This is a genomic window from Pseudomonas sp. GW821-FHT09C08 (assembly GCF_059418125.1).
This window is the reverse complement of the sequence record NZ_JBWKPG010000001.1, coordinates 876,218-890,174: the sequence shown is the minus strand read 5'-3', so window position 1 is coordinate 890,174 and position 13,957 is coordinate 876,218. Positions and strand designations below refer to the sequence as shown.

General features: G+C 62.4%; 13 protein-coding genes. 3 read left to right on the top strand and 10 right to left on the bottom strand.

Annotated features, from left to right (window positions below; all coding sequences use genetic code 11):
• Positions 1-2: 2 nt before the first annotated feature.
• From AC07OJ_RS03555 to arnC, 7 genes are read right to left on the bottom strand one after another with little or no spacing between them, the layout of a single operon-like run.
• Positions 3-1,382: a UDP-glucose dehydrogenase family protein gene (locus AC07OJ_RS03555; RefSeq protein ID WP_065905348.1), complete on the bottom strand. Its 1,380-nt coding sequence runs from the start codon at positions 1,380-1,382 to the stop codon at positions 3-5.
• Positions 1,379-1,780 carry a 4-amino-4-deoxy-L-arabinose-phosphoundecaprenol flippase subunit ArnF gene (gene arnF, locus AC07OJ_RS03550; RefSeq protein ID WP_495093955.1) on the bottom strand — a complete coding sequence of 134 codons (402 nt, stop codon included), beginning with the start codon at positions 1,778-1,780 and terminating at the stop codon, positions 1,379-1,381. The genes AC07OJ_RS03555 and arnF overlap by 4 nt, the downstream gene beginning before the upstream one ends.
• Positions 1,777-2,124, bottom strand: coding sequence for a 4-amino-4-deoxy-L-arabinose-phosphoundecaprenol flippase subunit ArnE (arnE, locus tag AC07OJ_RS03545; RefSeq protein WP_065905342.1), 348 nt, complete (start codon positions 2,122-2,124; stop codon positions 1,777-1,779). The genes arnF and arnE overlap by 4 nt, the downstream gene beginning before the upstream one ends.
• A complete protein-coding gene (arnT, locus tag AC07OJ_RS03540) occupies positions 2,121-3,776 on the bottom strand; it encodes a lipid IV(A) 4-amino-4-deoxy-L-arabinosyltransferase (protein ID WP_495093954.1) in 1,656 nt (551 codons plus the stop codon). Before arnT ends, arnE begins: the two co-directional genes overlap by 4 nt.
• Positions 3,773-4,657: a 4-deoxy-4-formamido-L-arabinose-phosphoundecaprenol deformylase gene (gene arnD, locus AC07OJ_RS03535; protein ID WP_065905338.1), complete on the bottom strand. Its 885-nt coding sequence runs from the start codon at positions 4,655-4,657 to the stop codon at positions 3,773-3,775. Before arnD ends, arnT begins: the two co-directional genes overlap by 4 nt.
• Positions 4,657-6,648 (bottom strand): bifunctional UDP-4-amino-4-deoxy-L-arabinose formyltransferase/UDP-glucuronic acid oxidase ArnA, encoded by a 1,992-nt coding sequence (arnA, locus tag AC07OJ_RS03530; protein ID WP_120448627.1) that lies wholly within the window; start codon positions 6,646-6,648, stop codon positions 4,657-4,659. Before arnA ends, arnD begins: the two co-directional genes overlap by 1 nt.
• Positions 6,645-7,682 carry an undecaprenyl-phosphate 4-deoxy-4-formamido-L-arabinose transferase gene (gene arnC / locus AC07OJ_RS03525; protein ID WP_495093953.1) on the bottom strand — a complete coding sequence of 346 codons (1,038 nt, stop codon included), beginning with the start codon at positions 7,680-7,682 and terminating at the stop codon, positions 6,645-6,647. Before arnC ends, arnA begins: the two co-directional genes overlap by 4 nt.
• Positions 7,683-8,094: 412 nt before the next feature.
• On the opposite strand from arnC, the gene AC07OJ_RS03520 reads away from it, so the two are divergent.
• Both AC07OJ_RS03520 and AC07OJ_RS03515 read left to right on the top strand, forming a co-directional pair.
• Positions 8,095-8,907 carry a M949_RS01915 family surface polysaccharide biosynthesis protein gene (locus tag AC07OJ_RS03520; RefSeq protein ID WP_213554102.1) on the top strand — a complete coding sequence of 271 codons (813 nt, stop codon included), beginning with the start codon at positions 8,095-8,097 and terminating at the stop codon, positions 8,905-8,907.
• Positions 8,908-9,015: 108 nt separating this feature from the next.
• Positions 9,016-9,930, top strand: coding sequence for a site-specific integrase (locus tag AC07OJ_RS03515; protein WP_065905329.1), 915 nt, complete (start codon positions 9,016-9,018; stop codon positions 9,928-9,930).
• A gap of 92 nt (positions 9,931-10,022) precedes the next feature.
• On the opposite strand, the gene AC07OJ_RS03510 is transcribed toward AC07OJ_RS03515, so the two are convergent.
• Positions 10,023-10,880, bottom strand: a complete 858-nt coding sequence (locus AC07OJ_RS03510) for an SDR family oxidoreductase (protein ID WP_065905536.1) — start codon at positions 10,878-10,880, stop codon at positions 10,023-10,025.
• A 95-nt stretch (positions 10,881-10,975) separates the two neighbouring features.
• Positions 10,976-11,878 carry a LysR family transcriptional regulator gene (locus tag AC07OJ_RS03505; RefSeq protein WP_495093952.1) on the bottom strand — a complete coding sequence of 301 codons (903 nt, stop codon included), beginning with the start codon at positions 11,876-11,878 and terminating at the stop codon, positions 10,976-10,978.
• Positions 11,879-11,991: 113 nt separating this feature from the next.
• On the opposite strand from AC07OJ_RS03505, the gene AC07OJ_RS03500 reads away from it, so the two are divergent.
• The gene (locus tag AC07OJ_RS03500; protein WP_495093951.1) at positions 11,992-12,606 is read left to right on the top strand and encodes a LysE family translocator; all 615 of its coding nucleotides are present in this window, start codon (positions 11,992-11,994) and stop codon (positions 12,604-12,606) included.
• Between the two features lie 29 nt (positions 12,607-12,635).
• Here the strand turns inward: AC07OJ_RS03500 and AC07OJ_RS03495 are convergent, their stop codons facing one another.
• Positions 12,636-13,856 carry a multidrug effflux MFS transporter gene (locus AC07OJ_RS03495; RefSeq protein WP_495093950.1) on the bottom strand — a complete coding sequence of 407 codons (1,221 nt, stop codon included), beginning with the start codon at positions 13,854-13,856 and terminating at the stop codon, positions 12,636-12,638.
• Positions 13,857-13,957: the final 101 nt, after the last annotated feature.

Below are 13,957 nucleotides of genomic sequence, written 5' to 3'. Positions count from 1 at the left end.
TATCAGGCTTCCACGACCTGTGGCACCCACTGTTGCTGCGGAATCGGCAACTGGCACGAGTCGCCACGGCCCATCGGGAAGTACTGGAAGCCTTTGCGCGCCAGGCGCTCGCCGTCATACAGGTTGCGGCCGTCGAAGATCACCGGGGTTTTCAGGCGCTGGTGAATCAGGTCGAAGTCCGGTGCCTTGAACTGCTGCCATTCGGTGCAGACGATCAGCGCATCGGCGCCGCTCAAGGTCGACTCCGGGGTGCCCATCAGCATCAGGCGCGGGTCATCGCCGTAGATGCGCTGGGTTTCCTGCATGGCTTCCGGGTCGAACGCGCGTACGTTGGCGCCGGCGGCCCACAGGGCTTCCATCAATACGCGGCTGGGGGCATCGCGCATGTCGTCGGTGTTCGGTTTGAACGCCAGGCCCCAAAGGGCAAAGGTCTTGCCGCGCAGGTTGCCCTTGAAGAACGCATTGATGCGCTCGAACAGCTTGCTCTTCTGGCGCTGGTTGATCGCTTCCACGGCTTCCAACAGGTCACTGGAGCAGTTGGCCTGCTTGGCACTGTGGATCAGCGCGCGCATGTCCTTGGGGAAGCACGAGCCACCGTAGCCGCAGCCAGGGTAGATGAAGTGGTAGCCAATGCGCGAGTCGGCACCGATGCCCAGGCGTACGGCTTCGATATCCGCGCCCAGGTGTTCGGCCAGCTCGGCGATCTGGTTGATAAAGCTGATCTTGGTCGCGAGCATGCAGTTGGCGGCGTACTTGGTCAGCTCGGCGCTGCGCAGGTCCATGAAGATGATGCGGTCATGGTTGCGGTTGAACGGCGCGTACAGGTCGCGCATCACGTCGCGCACTTCTTCGCGCTCGCAGCCGATGATGATGCGATCCGGGCGGCGGCAGTCGGCCACGGCCGAGCCTTCCTTGAGGAATTCCGGGTTGGAGACGATATCGAACTCCAGGTGCCGGCCAGCCAGGTGCAGGGCCTTCTCGATGTGCGCGCGCAGGGTGTCGCCGGTGCCCACCGGCACGGTGGATTTCTCCACCAGGATCACCGGCTCGATACGGTGGCGGGCCACGGCATCGCCTACCGACAGCACGTATTTCAGGTCGGCCGAGCCGTCTTCATCCGACGGCGTGCCCACGGCAATGAACAGTACTTCGCCGTGTTCGACGGCCAGCTTTTCATCAAAGGTGAAGTGCAGTCGCCCGCTCTCCAGGTTCTCCTTGACCATCGCGGCCAGCCCCGGCTCGAAGATGCTCACATGGCCTTGCTGCAACAGCTTGACCTTGTTTTGATCGACGTCCATGCAGATGACATCGTGACCGACTTCGGCCAATACGGTGGCCTGCACCAGACCGACGTAACCACTACCAAATACACTGATTTTCATGGGGCATTCCTGGGACTTGTAGCGCTAGCACGGTGAGAGTTGATAACCAGCACTCCGAGGATGACCAAGGCCACCCCCAGGGTTTTTGAAATCGAAAAGTGTTCGTTGAAGACCGGCAGGCTGGCCGCCAGCAGGTACACCAGCGCGTAGCTGATGCTCAGCAGCGAATAGGCCCGGCCCAACGGCAGGTGTTTGAGCGCGCCGAGCCAGCAGAGCATCGACAGCGCATAGGCGAGGATTGCCAGCAGCACCACAGCCAGGGCGCCGAGGTCGATCTGCACCGTCAGCCATTCGTTGGGCAGCGGCAGGCGCGTCATGCTCCAGCGCATGCCCAGTTGGGCCGCGCTGACCAGTGCTACGCTGCCCAGGGCCAGGGCAAATCCCTGGACCCGGCTCATACGTGACGCCCCAGCAGCACGACGCCGCCGATCACCAGCGCCACACCCAGCCAGTGACGGCCATCGATGTGTTCATGGAACACAAAACGCGCCATCAGCGTGACCAAGACAAAATTCAGGCTGAGCATCGGGTAGGCGATGCCGACCTCCAGGCGCTGCAGTACCAGCAGCCACACCAGCAGGCCCAGGCCCAGGCACACCAGCGCCGCCCACAGCCACGGCGAGCGCAGTTTCAGCGCCCAGCCGTCCGGCAGGTCACGCCAGCTTTCCACGGCGAACTTTTGCGAGACCTGGCCCATGCAGGTCAGCAGGCAGGCGGCCAATAGCAGGAGGAGGGTGATCACGGCTGCACCTGCGGGAAGATCAGAATCACGATATTGCCTTGCTCATAACGCTCGCCGTCGGTGGGCAGCAGCGCTACTTCGGCGATTTCATCGTCGCCTTTGACGCGCATCACCACACCCACCGGCCCTTGTTTGCGCGCCTCGCTCATCCATTGCTGGACCTGGCGGGTGTCGACCTTGTGATGCCCGGCATCCGGGTAGGCCAGGCCGTATTTCACTTCGCCGACCGTGTTGTACAGCGTCACATCCGGGCGCTGCAGGCGCCACGCCAGGGCCGATGCCGCGCCGAGGTCGTTGCTGAGCAACGCCGTAGCCGGGCGCAGTGCCTGCAGGTGGTCGATGATGAATTGATCCGGGGTCTTGTTGTAGACCACCGAATGCGGCAGTGCGGCCGGCAGCAGGGCGACCATCAGCCAGCTGCCGATCACCGGCGCGGCCCACAGGTGCAAGGGCCGTGCAGCCTGCAGCAGGTTGACCAGGATCCAGCCGAACAGGAAGACAAACACCAGCACCAGGCTGAAGGTTTCCTGGCCATGTTCGTACAGCGGCTTTTTCAGTTGGAACCAGCTCAGGGCGAGCAATACCACCACGCCGAGAACCAGGTTTAGCCAGCCGTTGAGGCGCAACGCGCGACCGCGGCCCTGGGCCAGTTTATCCGCCAGGGTGTTGCCCATCAGCAAGGCCAGCGGCAGCAGGCACGGCATGATGTAGGAGGGCAGCTTGCCTTTGGCCAGGCTGAAGAAGGCCAGGGGCATCAGCAGCCACAGCAACACAAAGCCGACCTTCGCCGTGCGCTTGTCTTGCCACGCCTGCTTGAGGGTGGACGGCAGCAGGGCGACCCACGGCAGCGAGAACGCCACCAGCAGCGGCAAGTAATACCAGAACGGCTCGGCATGCTGGGCGTCGTCGCCGGCAAAGCGCTGGATATGCTCGTGCCAGAAGAAGAAATTCCAGTAGTCCGGTTCCTGCAGGTGCACGGCCAATGCCCACGGCACGCTGACCACAATCGCCACCGCTACGGCCACCAGGCCATAACCCAGCAGTTCGCGAAAACGCTTCTGCCAGATTGCGTAGGGCAGGGCGATCAACACCGGCAACAGCCAGGCCAGGAACCCCTTGGTCATGAAGCCCATGCCGCATGCCAGGCCCAGCACTGCCCAGGACCACAACCGGCCGCTGCGCGTGGTGCAGTCGAAGCAAAACCACAGGGCCACACCGGTGAGGTTGACCCAGAAGGTGAACTGCGGATCCAGGTTGGCATAGCCGCCCAGGGCCGCGACGCTGACAAAGCTCATGTACAGCACGGTGCTGATCAGGCTTTTTTGCGGGTCATTCCACAACCGGCGTGACACCAGGTACACCAGCAGGATGCTCAGGCCGGTGCTCAATGCCGACGCAAAGCGCACGCCGAACAGGTTCTGCCCGAAGATCGCCTGGCCCAGCGCGATCATCCAGTAGCCGGCCGCAGGCTTTTCGAAATAGCGAATACCCATGAAGTGCGGCGACGCCCATTTGCCGGTCAGCAGCATTTCCTGGCTGATCTGCGCATAGCGGGTTTCATCCGGAATCCACAGGCCGTGGGTGGCCAGCGGCAGCAGATAGAACACGCCGAACGCCAACAGGAGCAGGGGCAGGGCCCAACGGCGGATCATGCCTGTTGCACTCCGAGCCAACCCTCACGGCCGCTCAGGGCGCCGCGCACCAGCTGTTGCTGGGGCAGGGTGGTGACGTCGGCAGGCAGCAACTCGCCCAGCGGTTGGAAATCGATGCCGCGCTGCCCTGCCTGGGCCAGCAACTGGCGAAAATCATTGGCCATCAGAATCCCTTCTACTTCTGCGTGGATGGTGTAGACGTTGAGCTTCGACTCCGCGAAGCGCTCGAGGATGTAGCTATTGAAATCCTTGGCAGCCACCACCGGCCCGACGACTTCGTCGAAGGTCGGCAGGTCGACCGGAATCTGTGGGGTGCCCGCGCTGCCATCGGCCAAGGTTGGCCTGAACAGGCTGGTGCCCCGACAATCACTGTTGTAGCGGAAGTTGAACCCTTGCTTGGCCTGCACCACGCGTTCATCGGCGCGCCAACCGGCGGCCGCGGAACAGTCGATGCGTTCACCCAGGATATCGCTCAGGGTGTCGACGCCGCGCCGAATCTGCTCGACCAGCTGCGCGTCGCTCCAGCGCCCGGTGTTGGCCTGCCAGCCATGGTGATCCCAGGCATGCAGGCCGACTTCATGGCCGGCGGCCTTGGCCTGGCGCATCAAATGCCCCAGGTCACGGCCGATCGGCTTGCCCGGCCAGGCAGTGCCGGCGAGCAAAATATCCCAGCCATACAGGCCGGCAGCGTTGGAACGCAGCATCTTCCACAGGAACTGCGGGCGGATCAGGCGCCACAAGTGGCGCCCCATGTTGTCCGGCCCGACACTGAAGAAGAACGTCGCCTTGACCCCGGCTTCATCCAGGGATTCGAGCAGTCGCGGCACCCCTTCACGGGTGCCACGGTAGGTGTCGACGTCAATGCGCAAGCCTGCCTTCATTACTTCTTGTCCGCGATTTCGAGCATGGCTTCACGCAGGAAGAAGTCCAGGGTGTTGCCGATGGTCTCGCTCATCTCCACGGTCGGCTCCCAGTTCAGCAGGCGCTTGGCGTTTTCGATGCTTGGCTTGCGGTGTGCCACGTCCTGGTAACCGGTGCCGTAGAACGCCTTGCTCTCGACGTCGCGGAAACCGGCGAACGGTGGGAAGTTGCCACGCAACGGATGCGCTTCGAACTGACGCAGCAGCTCTTCGCCCAACTGGCGGATGCTGGCTTCGTTTTCCGGGTTGCCGATGTTGATGATCTGACCGTTGCAGACATCGTTGTCGTTATCAATGATGCGCGCCAGGGCTTCGATGCCGTCGGCGATATCAGTGAAGCAACGCTTTTGCTCGCCACCGTCAAACAGGCGGATCGGCGTGCCTTCCACCAGGTTGAGGATCAACTGGGTGATCGCGCGGGAGCTGCCGATACGCGCCGAATCCAGGCGGTCCAAGCGCGGGCCCATCCAGTTGAAGGGACGGAACAGTGTGAAGTTCAGGCCCTTGGCGCCGTAGGCCCAGATCACGCGGTCGAGCAGTTGCTTGGAGACCGAGTAGATCCAGCGCTGCTTGTTGACCGGGCCGACCACCAGGTTGGAGGTGTCTTCGTCGAAGTACTGGTCCTGGCACATGCCATAGACTTCGGAGGTCGACGGGAAGATCACGCGCTTGTTGTACTTGACGCAGTAGCGCACCAGCTTGAGGTTTTCCTCGAAGTCCAGCTCGAACACGCGCAGCGGGTTACGCGTGTATTCGATTGGCGTGGCGATGGCCACCAGCGGCAGGACCACGTCGCACTTCTTGATGTGGTACTCGATCCACTCGGTGTGGATGCTGATGTCGCCTTCCACGTAGTGGAAATTCGGGTGGCTGCGCAAGCGCTCGATGGCGTCGGAGCCGATGTCCAGGCCGTAGACTTCGTAGCGGTCGTCACGCAGCAGGCGCTCGGACAGGTGGTTACCGATAAAGCCGTTCACACCGAGGATCAGCACGCGGGTACGGCGCGGCTTGCGGCCGGACTCGGCGCCACGCAGCACGGAGCCGTCGACCAGGCCGAGTTCATTGGCCAGGGATGGGCCGGCCAGGTACAGGCCGTTGTCATTGCGCTGGCCGAACTTGACCACCAGCGAGTCTTCACCACAGGCGATGCGCAGCGGGTTGACGCTGATCACGCGTCCTGGCGCCAGACCTTCATTGCCCTTCACCACCTCGGCCTGCCAGACGATCAGCTTGTGCTCGCCCACGGCGCAGAAGGCGCCCGGGTACGGTTGAGTCACGGCGCGGACCAGGTTGAACAGTTCTTCAGCCGGCTTTTTCCACTCCAACTTGCCGTCGGCAGCGGTGCGACGACCGAAGTAGGTGGCCTGGCTTTCGTCCTGGGCGGTTTCAGTCAGCTTGCCGGCGGCCAGTTGCGGCAGGGCGTCACGCAGCAGGTTGCTGGCGGCGTCGCGCAGTTTGGCGTGCAGGGTCAGGCCGGTGTCGGTGCGCTCGATGGCGACCTTCTGCTGGGCCAGGATCGCGCCGGCATCGGCACGCTTGACCATGCGGTGCAGGGTCACGCCGGTTTCGGTTTCGCCTTTCACCAGCACCCAGTTGGCTGGTGCGCGGCCACGGTATTTGGGCAACAGCGAACCGTGCAGGTTGAACGCGCCTTTGCTGGCGGTGGCCAACAGGGCTTCGCTCAGCAGGTTGCGGTAGTAGAAGGAGAAGATGAAGTCCGGCTTGAGCTTGGCAATACGCTCGATCCACAGCGGGTGGTTGGCGTCTTCCGGCGCGTGCACTGGAATGCCGTTACGGGCGCACAACTGCGCGACGGAACCGTAGAAGTTGTTTTCCTTGGGGTCGTCGGCATGGGTAAACACGGCAGCAATGTCGTAGCCGGCAGTCAGCAGGGCTTCAATGCCTGCACAGCCAATATCGTGGTAAGCGAAGACAACGGCGTTTGAATTCATGACGAAACCTGATCGGAAGGAGAAGTAGAAGTGGTATGGGAAGACACCAGGCCGTCGACGACGACCACGGGTGCCGGTACTGCCGGTTGGTTGCGCAGCACTTTTTCAATGAAGAACCGAGGGCGGGCACGCACGTCGCTGTACATGCGGCCCAGGTATTCACCCAGCAGGCCCATGCCGATGAACTGGCCACCGGTGAACACGAACAGCACGGCGAACAGCACGAACAGGCCATCACCGGCCCAGTCGGCACCGAATGCCAGGCGCATGACGATCAACGCGAAGGCGAAAAAAACGCCCAGTGCCGCCAGGCTGAAACCGACGATGGACAGCAGCCGCAGCGGGGTGGTGGTCATGCAGGTCAGCAGGTCGAACATCAGGCTGATCAGGCGCATGGCGCTGTATTTGGATTCGCCGTGCTCGCGCTCGGCGTGGTGCACCAGGATCTCGGTGGTGTGGCGGGCAAAGCCGTTGGCCAGGATCGGAATGAAGGTGCTGCGCTCGCGGCAGGCAAGCATGGCGTCGACGATGGTGCGCCGGTAAGCGCGCAGCATGCAGCCGTAGTCGGTCATGGCCACGCCGGTGGAGCGTTGCACCGCCAGGTTGATCAGGCGCGACGGCCAGCGGCGAAAGGCCGAGTCCTGGCGATTGTTGCGCACGGTGGCGACCACGTCGTAGCCCAGCGCGGCTTGTTCGACCAGGCGCGGGATTTCTTCGGGTGGGTTCTGCAGGTCGGCGTCGAGGGTAATCACCACCTCGCCCCGGCACTGCTCGAAACCGGCCATGATCGCGGCATGCTGGCCGTAGTTGCGGTTGAGGATCACCGCGACCACCTTGCTGCCGTCTACGGCGGCAGCGTCTTCCAGCAGTTGGGCCGAATTGTCGCGGCTACCGTCATCCACAAGGATGATTTCGTATTCGTAGGCCAGTTGCTGGCACGCTGCGGTGGTGCGACGCAGCAGTTCAGGCAGGCTTTCTTGTTCGTTGTAGACCGGGATGACGATCGACACGCAATGAATAGGGTAGGGTTTCAAAGATTCATGACCTCGGGGGTTAGCGCAACTTGGAGCGTGGAAACATCAATAAACAGCGGGCAAACGTCTAGACCGTAGAAGCAGGGACGGTGCTAAAGGTGAAGCGTAATCAACAGGTTAGACGGTGTTGCGCAATTTGCTATTAAGTTTCACGTTCAAGATTAAGCGCAAAAATGTTGAACAGATATGAAAGGCAGATGAAAAACTCGTTTATTTGACAGGTAGACAGCTAGGGTTCAGCTAAACATCCACGGCGTTGTCCGTTGAATTGGCTGGCGAAATAGGAACGGCCGCGCAGGTGTTTGGTTCAACGCAAACGTGCGTCCTGTGCGTTGGCACTTTATTCAAGAATCTTCTCTGCAATGCGCCCCAAGTGCCGGTAAAGTAAGCCGTCTCTTGCCAGGGTGATCGGATGAATAGCGTGCAGCTTTTACGCGGCCAGTTGCGGCCAGTGTTGATGGGATTGTTGATGACCGTGGCGTGCGTCACCACGGTGCGCGCCGACGACGGCGTGGCGCTGACCAGCATCGACCAGGTGCCGGACGGGGTGGAAGTGCGCGGCAAGCAGATCGCCGCGTATACCTGGGACGATCGCCAGGGCAAGAACCTGCTGGTGCTCGCCGAGCAAGTCAGCGAGCGCGACGATGACGGGACCCAGTCGGCCTTCGTCTACGCGGCTCAGTACCTGATCGATGGCAATCGCCCCAAACGCGTGTGGATGCTCTACGACGACGTGCAGCACTGCGAATTCGATGCCGCCCTGCGCTTCGACAGGGAGGCGACCAAGGTCACCGACCTTGCCGGCGATGGCATCACCCAGGCGACCGTGGGTTACTCGCGTACCTGCACCAGCGACGTCAGCCCCAATGAATTCAAGTTGATCATGCACGTGGGCAAGTCGCAGAAGTATCGCCTGCGCGGTGTCGACCGGGTCGGCGCCAGTTGGTGGGACGAAGAAGCGGGCGCCCTGCGCGGCATGCCGTTGCCCAAGGATTGCAGCGTGGCCGGCCAGCAGGCATTGGTCAGCCAATACAAGGAGCAGGGCACCGAGTTGCCCTTGCCGGGCTGCTATGGCGATGAGAAGGATTTTGCCAAGGCCCCCGAGGCGTACCTGACCTTTATGCGTCAGCACTGGTTCGCGCTGATGCAGAAGCAGGACACTGATTGGAGCCAGGCCCAGACCCAACCGCAAGACCCCACCGAGGATGACGACAGCGCCCCGTGATGTGGTGCGAGGGCTCCTGCTGGGGTAGACTCAGGCCTCGCCAATTCACTAAATACCTCGATTAAACAAAGGCTTGTTCGAGGTATTTAATCCAAAGGCTGATCTACCTTGACTGAGTCTATCCGCAACCCGCTGACCCTTTACCTCACCCGCCTGGCGCCCTCCAGCCAACTGACCATGCGCTACGTGCTGCAGGACGCCGCCGACCGCCTGGGCTTCGAGGACATCAACCTCGAAGACATCGACTGGCACCTGCTGCAGCCTGAACACGTGATCGCCCTGGTCGCCGCCTTGCGCGAGGACGGCTACGCGCCCAACACCTCATCGTTGTATGTGAACGCCGTGCGCGGGGTGATGAACGAGGCGTGGCGCCTGAGCCTGATCAGCCAGGAACACCTGTTGCGCATGCGCACGGTCAAGGCCGCGCCCGGTACCCGCCTGGGCCAGGGGCGCAACCTGCGACGCACGCTGATCCGCGAGATGATGGAAGTCTGCGCCGCCGACCCACGGCCACAGGGCCTGCGGGACGCGGCGGTGATCGGCATCCTGTATGGCTCGGGCATGCGCAAGTCGGAGTCGGTCAACCTCGACCTGGCGCAGATCAATTTTGCAGAGCGCAGCCTGCGGGTGATCGGCAAGGGCAACAAGGAGCTGGTCAAGTATGCGCCGGACTGGGCCTTCGCCAAGTTGCAGGCCTGGCTGGCGTTTCGGCGCGAGCAGCTCAAGGAAGGTGAGCAGGACGACAGTTTCCTGTTCAATCGCATCCGTCGCGGCAGCCATATCACCCGCGAACGCATTACCAAACATGCGATTTACTACATTGCCCGCCAGCGCGGCGAGCAGGTGGGCGTGAAGATCATGCCCCATGACTTCCGGCGCTCGTTCATCACGCGGGTGATCGAGGAACATGATCTGTCGATCGCACAGAAGCTCGCGCACCACACCAATATCCAGACCACCGCCAGCTATGACGTACGTGACGACAATGAGCGGCGGCGGGCGGTGGATCGGTTTGATCTGTAGAGCGTTTTTTGTGGGCACCGGGCTTGCCCACGATGCAGGCGCCCCGGTCTTCCTGGGAAGCCGAGAGGCCGACACCGCCGGTAAGCCAGTTGCTACAGGATGGGTTTGCCGCCGGTGACGGCATAGCGGGAGCCGGAGATGTAGCTGGCTTCGTCCGAGGCCAGCAGCACATAGATCGGTGCCACTTCCACCGGCTGGCCAGGGCGGCCCAGCGGGGTTTCGCTGCCGAAGCTCTGGACGTCTTCGTCGGGCATGGTTGCCACGATCAGCGGCGTCCAGATCGGCCCAGGTGCCACGCTGTTTACCCGAATGCCCTTGCTGCCGAGCAATTGCGCCAGGCCGCCGGTGAAGTTGGCAATCGCGCCCTTGGTCGCGGCATAGGCCAGCAGGGTCGGCTTAGGCATGTCGGAATTGACCGAGCTGGTGTTGATGATCGAGCTGCCGGCCTGCATATGCGGCAGTGCGGCCTTGCAGATACGAAACATCGCGGTGATGTTGATATCGAAGGTCTTCACCCATTCCTCATCCTCGATCTCTTCGAGGGTCTCATGAGTCATCTGGAACGCCGCGTTATTGACCAGCACGTCAATGCGGCCGAACTGTTCGACCGTCTTGTCGACCAGTGCCTGGCAGTTGGCTTTCTGCGCGATATCACCGGGCAGCAGCAGGCACTGGCGGCCCGCTTCTTCAACCCAGCGTGCGGTTTCCTTCGCGTCCTCGTGTTCGTCCAGGTAGGCAATGGCAACATCGGCACCTTCGCGGGCAAACGCGATGGCCACCGCGCGGCCGATGCCGCTGTCGGCACCGGTGATCAGGGCGATCTTGTTGGCCAGTCGGCCGGAGCCCTTGTAGCTCTTCTCGCCACAATCGGGATAAGGCTCCATTTTCTTCTGGGTGCCGGGCACGGCTTGGGCTTGAGGGGCGAAGGGTGGGCGTGGATAGTCAGTCATTTCAATCTCCATAGCGCATCAAGGGTGCTATGGGGTTAGTAGTTTTGGCGGCAGCGATAGTTGTAATGGATGGCTGGCGGGCCCGACGAATGGTCTCAACCCGTGGCGGGTAAAAACACCAGGCCCGGCAGGTCGATGGCCGGGATATGTCCGCTGAGCGCATCGCGCAACGCCTGCACTTGTTGGGTGTGGCGAGTCTCTTTCGGCCACACCAGGTAGTAGCCATCACCGGAGGCGACAGCCTTGCCGTACGGCAAGCCGATCAACCCGTCGCGGACATCGTCGGCCACCAGGTGCAGGTCGCCGATGGACACACCGTGGCCGCGCATGGCCGCCGAGATGGCCTGGTCGAGCGTGTCGAAGACCTTGCCGCGATCCAGGTTGATCCGGGCTTCCAGCGGCAGGGCCGCCAGCCAGCGGCGCCAGTCGCGACGGTCGGGAGTGGGATGGATCAGTTCGGCGTGCGGCAGTTCGACGTCGATCTTGCCCGGCGCGCAGATGGGGATCAGCCACTCATCAAACAGCTTGTACGCCTGCACATCGGCACCGAAATGGCCGTTGCCAAGCAAAATCGCGCAGTCGTAGGGCTCGGCGTAGAAGTCCACGCTGTCGAAATCCATCCAGACACTGGCCAGTTGCACGGTCAGCTCGGCCTTGAGAAGGTCCAGCGTGTGCAGCAGCCAGCGCATGGTCAGCGTGGAGGGCGCCTTCAGGCGCAAGTTGCCGGTGCCGGCACGAAACGGTGCACAGGCTTGTTCGATGATGCGAAAGCCAGCCTTGAGTTCCTGCGCCAGCCGCTCACCGGCCGCGGTCAGTTGCAGCCTGGGCCCGTGCCGCTCGAACAGCCGGCAGTCAAGGATGCCTTCGAGGGTCTTGATATGGCGACTGATCGCACTTTGAGTCAACGACAGCTCTTGCGCCGCGCGGGTAAACGAAGAGGAGCGTGCCGCGATTTCAAAGGCGCGCAGGGCATACAGTGGCGGGATGCGTTCGGCCATGGCGATTATTCATTGTGATAAATACTCATAGTAGGTCACAGGCTTTTGCGTTTTTCAACGCGTGCCTGGTGCCTCACGCTGCCAGCCACTGACCCCACAAGGCTGTACGCACCATGGACACTTCATTACTGCTGGTCTACCTGCTGAGCGTCTTCATGCTGATCGCCACTCCGGGCCCGGTGGTGGCGCTGATCATCACGACCAGCCAGCAGGCCGGCACACGACATGCGTTGTGGACGGCTGTGGGGACCAACCTCGCGTCGCTGACCCTGGCAGTACTGGCAGTGCTGATTCTTGCGGGCAGCCTGTCGGTCAGCCCGGCACTGTTGAACGGCATCAGTGTTATCGGCTGCCTGTTCATCTTCTACCTGGGCGTCCAGGGCCTGCGTAGCCCTGCAAGTCAAGCGCCTGCGGCCGGCCGTCGCGGTGGCACTGTCGGCACCGGCTTCCTGGTGGGCATCTCCAACCCCAAGGACATCATTTTCTTCGTGGCGTTTTTCCCGCAGTTCATCCAGGTAGCCGACTCGTTCAGCCGCAGCGTGACGCTGTTGACCCTGGCGTGGGTGGTCATCGACTTCCTGGTGCTGGCGTTCTACATCGCCATTGCCCGCAGGCCGTTTGCGCTGAAGTACCGCGACGGCATCAACCGGGTGGCCAGCTTGGTGTTGCTTGCGGTGGCGCTGGTCGGCATCGTGCATTCGGTTGCAGGCACGGCCAGCATTGCCTAGCCCAGGCATCATGCCCGCAAATCGTGCGTTCACTGAGCGGGCGGCGTGTGCGGCACGCTGGACGCCAGATGCGGTGGCAGGCGCTGCAAGGTCCACAGTGTCGTGAGCAGCGCCGCGACCGCGCACAGTGCGATGCCGATCAACATCGGTGCCGGCGTGTGGTCGGCGAACACACCGACCAGGGTCATCGACACGGCGGCGGTTACCATCTGGATGGCGCCCAGCAGTGCCGACGCCGAACCCGCCACCGCGCCGTGGTCTTCCAGCGACAACACGCCGGCCGCTGGCAACAACAGGCCGAGAAAGCCGAAGCCGATAAACAGCAGCGTCATCATCAGGGCGAGGCTGTCGCTCCACAGGGTGGTCACAGCGAGCAGGACCATCACCGCCGCGACGCTGACCACGGACCAGCGAATCAACGGCGCCAGGCCGAAGCGTGCACTGAGGCGTGCGGTGAGCTGGCTCATGGCAAAAAACGACGCAGCGTTGAGAGCAAAGCACAGGCTGAACTGGGTCGGAGTCAGGCCGAAATACTCGATGTACACGAACGGCGCGCTGCCGATAAACACAAAGAATGTCGCCAGGCCAAACCCGCAGACCACCGACAAGCCGGTGAAGACCGGGTCGTGGAGGAGGGCGCCGTAACTGCCGAACGCGCTGCCCAGGGTCTTGCCCAGACGCCGCTCGGCGGGGTGGGTTTCCGGCAGTTGCACGACGGTCATCACCAGGCAGAGCACAGCCACCACGGCGAGCACGACAAACACTTCACGCCAGCTCCACAACGAAATCACCAGGCTGCCGGCCAGCGGCGCAAGGATCGGCGAGACGCTCATTACCAGCATCAGTAAGGCCATCAGGCGCGCGGCTTCATGGCCGGTGTACAAGTCGCGCACGATGGCCCGCGGGATCACCATCCCGGCACACGCCCCGAACGCCTGCACCGCGCGAAAACCAATCAGCACTTCAATGCTCGGGGCCAGCGCGCAACCGATGCTGCCCACGGCAAAGATCACCAGGCCGGCATAGATCGGCAGCTTGCGCCCGAACACGTCGCTGATCGGGCCGTAGAACAGTTGGCACACGCCGACGATGATGAAGAACACCGTCAGGCTCATCTGTACCGCCGCCGGCGACGCCTGCAGGCTGGCGCCGAGGGTCGGCAGGGCCGGCAGGTAGATGTCGATGGCGAAAGGTCCGACGGCGGTGATCAACCCGAGCAGGAGGGCGAGGTGAGCAATACTTCGAGACATGGAATATCCGGGGTAGGCCGTGCAAAAGAGCGTCAGCTTAAGTTTCGTACCGCTGGCACACAAGCAAGATTGACGCTGGCGAAGCGCTCGCGTTGAATGAG

Bases quoted from the DNA above. Each gene is read 5' to 3' on its own strand.
- AC07OJ_RS03555 (WP_065905348.1), bottom strand. From the start codon at position 1,382: ATGAAAATCAGTGTATTTGGTAGTGGTTACGTCGGTCTGGTGCAGGCC.
- arnF (WP_495093955.1), bottom strand. From the start codon at position 1,780: ATGAGCCGGGTCCAGGGATTTGCCCTGGCCCTGGGCAGCGTAGCACTG.
- arnT (WP_495093954.1), bottom strand. From the start codon at position 3,776: ATGATCCGCCGTTGGGCCCTGCCCCTGCTCCTGTTGGCGTTCGGCGTG.
- arnD (WP_065905338.1), bottom strand. From the start codon at position 4,657: ATGAAGGCAGGCTTGCGCATTGACGTCGACACCTACCGTGGCACCCGT.
- arnA (WP_120448627.1), bottom strand. From the start codon at position 6,648: ATGAATTCAAACGCCGTTGTCTTCGCTTACCACGATATTGGCTGTGCA.
- AC07OJ_RS03520 (WP_213554102.1), top strand. From the start codon at position 8,095: ATGAATAGCGTGCAGCTTTTACGCGGCCAGTTGCGGCCAGTGTTGATG.
- AC07OJ_RS03510 (WP_065905536.1), bottom strand. From the start codon at position 10,880: ATGACTGACTATCCACGCCCACCCTTCGCCCCTCAAGCCCAAGCCGTG.
- AC07OJ_RS03505 (WP_495093952.1), bottom strand. From the start codon at position 11,878: ATGGCCGAACGCATCCCGCCACTGTATGCCCTGCGCGCCTTTGAAATC.
- AC07OJ_RS03500 (WP_495093951.1), top strand. From the start codon at position 11,992: ATGGACACTTCATTACTGCTGGTCTACCTGCTGAGCGTCTTCATGCTG.
- AC07OJ_RS03495 (WP_495093950.1), bottom strand. From the start codon at position 13,856: ATGTCTCGAAGTATTGCTCACCTCGCCCTCCTGCTCGGGTTGATCACC.